This is a genomic window from Candidatus Chordibacter forsetii (genome assembly GCF_964187505.1).
GTDB classification, from domain to species: Bacteria; Verrucomicrobiota; Verrucomicrobiia; order Opitutales; family Seribacteraceae; genus Chordibacter; species Chordibacter forsetii.
On record NZ_CAXLML010000137.1, the window covers coordinates 1 to 3,794 of the forward strand.

Sequence of the window (3,794 nt, forward strand, 5' to 3'; positions counted from 1 at the left end):
TCGAAAGCAGATCAAACAAGTTGAAAGCGTCCTCGAGCAAAATAGAGCCTTCTTTTTTACTAACTGGATTTTTGAATATTCCCCAAATACTTTACCGAAGATGTTACAGGAGCTTTTTCAGAGAACCCCTAATGGCATCTTCGCCAAACCGGAGCAGGATCTAATCGAGGCACTACTAAAAAATGTTGAGGTTGAAAACATTGGGTTTTTCAAGGATGAGGCGGGCAAGCTCTGTGGTGCCCAAACCATGCGAATTTCCAATCTTTCTAAGGTTATTCCATTGATCAATACCGTGATCAGGCGTCAAATGCTAGCCCATCTTCCGGAATTGCGGGAGGAAGTAATCAAAAACACAAAAGGAACTTACACGCAGGGAACTGTTGATCTAATCGCCCAAAAACTAAAAGATGAGTACTCCTTCCTTCAGATCGATGGCAACCGCATTACCTTTCAAATGATCATGAATCTGGTCGACCAGGGAAATTTCACCAAGGGGGGGAAGCGAGCCGAGGAGCTCCCCACGGGGACTCGCTTTGCAAAGCGCGATGATCACCTGCTTCTTAATATCGGTGAGAAGTCGGTCGACTTCGTGACTGTGGAAAAGAAATGCTTTGATGGGTATGTCCCCAATGCTCTTAACTATGTGGAACAAAAGCATGGGGGGCTGATGCTTGCTCCACATAAGGTTAATAACAGACTAAAAATGTTTCTTGAGGGTTCCCGTTAGAAAAGGGCCTAGATGGGTTATATCATGGCAATTTCCTAAAACCATATGCACTTTGATTTATCGGTCTTCCCACTTCTTCCGGGCATTTTCAATTAACCGGCTCGAACTTTCCCGATCAATATATCTATAGAAAACCATCTTGCCTGGCTTCTTGTAGTTAAGAAACCACGATTTCAGAATTTCCAGAACGGCAGGCTTCTCCAATAATAGTTGTTCAATGGATTGTATGTTTCCAAAGATGCCACTTGGACTTACTCCGATGAATTTTATATCTGCAGTCAAGCGGATGAAGGAGACCGAAAATCTTAAGGCAGAGATGATCTATGTGGATATCTTAAACGAGATGGAACGGATCGGAAAAGACGCCCCCAATGTGGTCCATGCCTTGAACCACCGCGTTTAAACCATTCCTATCAATTCAAAAAGGGGCGGGCTCGTTAGCGGGTTCGCCCTTTTTGTTGGATCTAGTTGGGTATGATTTCCCTTGTTAAGGCTGGAATTCAGTGGTCCAATTAAATGCTACGCACCTCCTCAAACCTATGCCCATTATGAAAATAAACCTCTTTGTCTTTTTCTTGATCTTGTCGTTGCTTTCCAAAGTAGCCCTGGCCGCTGACTCAATCGTACTATTCAATCTTGAGAACGAAGAGGAATACGGACCCTTTGAATTGGTGAATGGGGAAATAATAGAGGTCGAAGATGTTGAGTTAAAACTCATTCTTGAGGAAGAAAGTGAAGCGAGAAAAGCTCTGGTTTCCCGTTTAAAAACGACCATTATTGAAACGGTTAATTTTAGAGGAGCCAATTTTGAAACTGTGATGAGGTTTGCCCGTGCTTCTAGTTCTGAGCCCATAAACATTATCAATCTATTAGGAGAAGAAGAGGATGTCATTACCCTCCAACTTCACAACATTCCAGCTTATGATTTCCTGCATTATGTAGCTGAGATAGGAGGCTTTGAGATTCGCATAGATGATCATGCAGTTGTCTTCTACTGGCCGGAGGAGTGGGAGGAATGGGATGAAGACGACGACGAGGAATAATGAACCCGCTCCAGTTCATCTTTAAATAATTTATTTCATTGAGACTTGTATTTAGATGGATTGCCATTTTGGGGCTCACCGTAGCTTTCGCTGATCCAAACATAGAAAAACAAATAACAATAAAATCGAGAGTTTGGGAAGTTGCTTCAGCGGATACCCTGACTTGCCCTCGACTTACATTCCCGCTGGGGCAGGAAGCGATGGTGCAAGTTGAAAATTCAGGGAGTGGATTAAAGGAAGGTTTCCGCTTAAAGATAAAAGTTACTGAGTCGAGGAATGGTCTTTTGGTTGAGGGCTATGCATTGATTGGAATGTATGATCCCAACGAAGCCGAATTACAGGCTAGAATCTTTGGTTTATTTGATGAGCAGAAACTTGAAATAAATGGTGCTGGCCAGCCGGAATGGGCCAATGAATTGGAGGTGACCGGATGTTTTCGCGTAAGAGGCCAGGCTCATGTTGCCTTGTCTACACTGCATGGTGATTTTTGGCTGAAGGAAGGGGAGACGTCTTCGGGGTACAAGCTAATTGAAGCCGATCTCCGCGATTCCGAGGTATCCGTACTTATTGAGAAGGATGGACACAGAGCATGGCTTGGTTTGCGTGCCCAAAGTGCAAATAAACCTCTCAATTTTGTTCATTTTCTGGACAAGGGAGAACTTATTTTCATGAAAGAAATCAAGCCGGATGCTAAAATTACCATACCTTATGAGGTAGAGGCCGGAGAGAAGATGATGTTTGAGATGACGGTCTCAATGGTGGATTCCGTGAGGAGTAGGCTTTAATTTATTTCGTGCTTCCTGAATCAGATGGATCGAACTTTCACCATCGTTGTAGACATACTTGAAGTTATTCAATCTTCGAACCCAAACTTGGAGAGAATTGGAAGCAGGGCATTCGCCCATGCCTGGTAGCCTTTGGGCGATAGGTTTAGTTTATCCCGGTTGTAGAGTTCCTGCTTCAGTTCACCTTGGTTATCGATGAGGGTTGGGCTAATATCAAAGTGGTGAATATTTTTCCCATCGGCCAATTTGGGTAACCTTTGATTGATCGTTTGTACCCGGTCATTGGTGCTTTCGGGTGCCCGAGGAAAGACGGAAAAGAGAAGTAGCTTGGAATTTTGGTAGTCGGTTTCTGATTTCCTGCACTACTTCCCTGATCCCGATCAGTACATCCTCGGCTTTGTCTGGCCGGATATAGTTTCTAGGGTCGTGGCAATGATTGGTCCCAATCATCAGAGTGACCACTTTCCGGCGATAAGCCATCGAGGGCTCCATCCTGGATCCGCCACAATACATTTTGGGTACGGTTCCCGGCAAAACCAAGGTTGAGGAGATTGAAACGGCCAAAAGTGGGTTGGTATATTTTTTGTCTTTTTCAGGTATGGGTGATGGAGTCTCGAATCATCACCAGATCGATCTCTCTTTCCTTGGCTTCCTTTAATTTTCAAGGTGCCTGCTGGGCATGAAATTTTTCAGGGATGATGGAACCGGAAAGATTGTGGAAGGAGTTTGCTTTTAAAAAAGTTGCCCGTCTGAACTGGGCCCTCTGGCAAAGAGCTCCGAAGCAAATAGACAAATTATAATGAGTGCGGGGTTCGCAAAAAGGAAGATGTTGATCATTTTTTTGGTTCCTTACGAGATGTTGCCTGCCACCTAACTTGGGCTTTTTAAAGGATTGCTTCCGTCTCTTCACGATCGATGAACCTACGAAAGACCATCTTGCCTGATTTCTTATAATTGCAAAACCAGGTTTTAAGAATTTCCAGAACTGCAGGCTTTTTTAATGCAAGTTGATCGATCGATTGGACCTCGCCAAATATTCCCTCGGGGTCGATGCCGATCACCTTGAGGTCTTCGTCTCCGCCGTCGAGAAAATCCATCGAGCCAAGAATTCGAACCTGACGGCATTCCCCCCTCGGGGCGGCTTCATCCAGATCGATCACATCGATGGGGTCTCCGTCTCCCGCCAGGGTTTCCGGAATAAATCCATAATTTCCGGGGTAGGGTAGGAATTGTATAATT

The 3,794-nt window shown here is 44.5% G+C and carries 7 protein-coding genes; 4 read left to right on the forward strand and 3 right to left on the reverse strand.

Annotated elements, in window-relative coordinates:
• The 4 genes from ACKPQ4_RS06040 to ACKPQ4_RS06055 form a co-directional block, all read left to right on the forward strand.
• A partial coding sequence (locus tag ACKPQ4_RS06040; RefSeq protein WP_407680301.1) for a hypothetical protein occupies positions 1-727 on the forward strand: 727 nt, incomplete at its 5' end.
• Between the two features lie 217 nt (positions 728-944).
• Complete coding sequence (locus tag ACKPQ4_RS06045; protein ID WP_407680302.1) at positions 945-1,130, forward strand: hypothetical protein; 186 nt, start codon at positions 945-947, stop codon at positions 1,128-1,130.
• A gap of 184 nt (positions 1,131-1,314) precedes the next feature.
• A complete protein-coding gene (locus ACKPQ4_RS06050; RefSeq protein WP_407680303.1) occupies positions 1,315-1,770 on the forward strand; it encodes a hypothetical protein in 456 nt (151 codons plus the stop codon).
• 38 nt (positions 1,771-1,808) lie between these two features.
• A complete protein-coding gene (locus ACKPQ4_RS06055) occupies positions 1,809-2,555 on the forward strand; it encodes a hypothetical protein (RefSeq protein WP_407680304.1) in 747 nt (248 codons plus the stop codon).
• A 68-nt stretch (positions 2,556-2,623) separates the two neighbouring features.
• Here ACKPQ4_RS06055 and ACKPQ4_RS06060 read toward each other — a convergent pair whose 3' ends face one another.
• The 3 genes from ACKPQ4_RS06060 to ACKPQ4_RS06070 all read right to left on the reverse strand — a co-directional run.
• Positions 2,624-2,800, reverse strand: a complete 177-nt coding sequence (locus tag ACKPQ4_RS06060) for an SGNH/GDSL hydrolase family protein (protein WP_407680305.1) — start codon at positions 2,798-2,800, stop codon at positions 2,624-2,626.
• Positions 2,801-2,834: 34 nt separating this feature from the next.
• Positions 2,835-3,119 (reverse strand): hypothetical protein, encoded by a 285-nt coding sequence (locus ACKPQ4_RS06065; protein ID WP_407680306.1) that lies wholly within the window; start codon positions 3,117-3,119, stop codon positions 2,835-2,837.
• 320 nt (positions 3,120-3,439) lie between these two features.
• The coding region (locus tag ACKPQ4_RS06070) for an inorganic diphosphatase (protein ID WP_407680307.1) at positions 3,440-3,794 on the reverse strand (355 nt) is incomplete at its 5' end.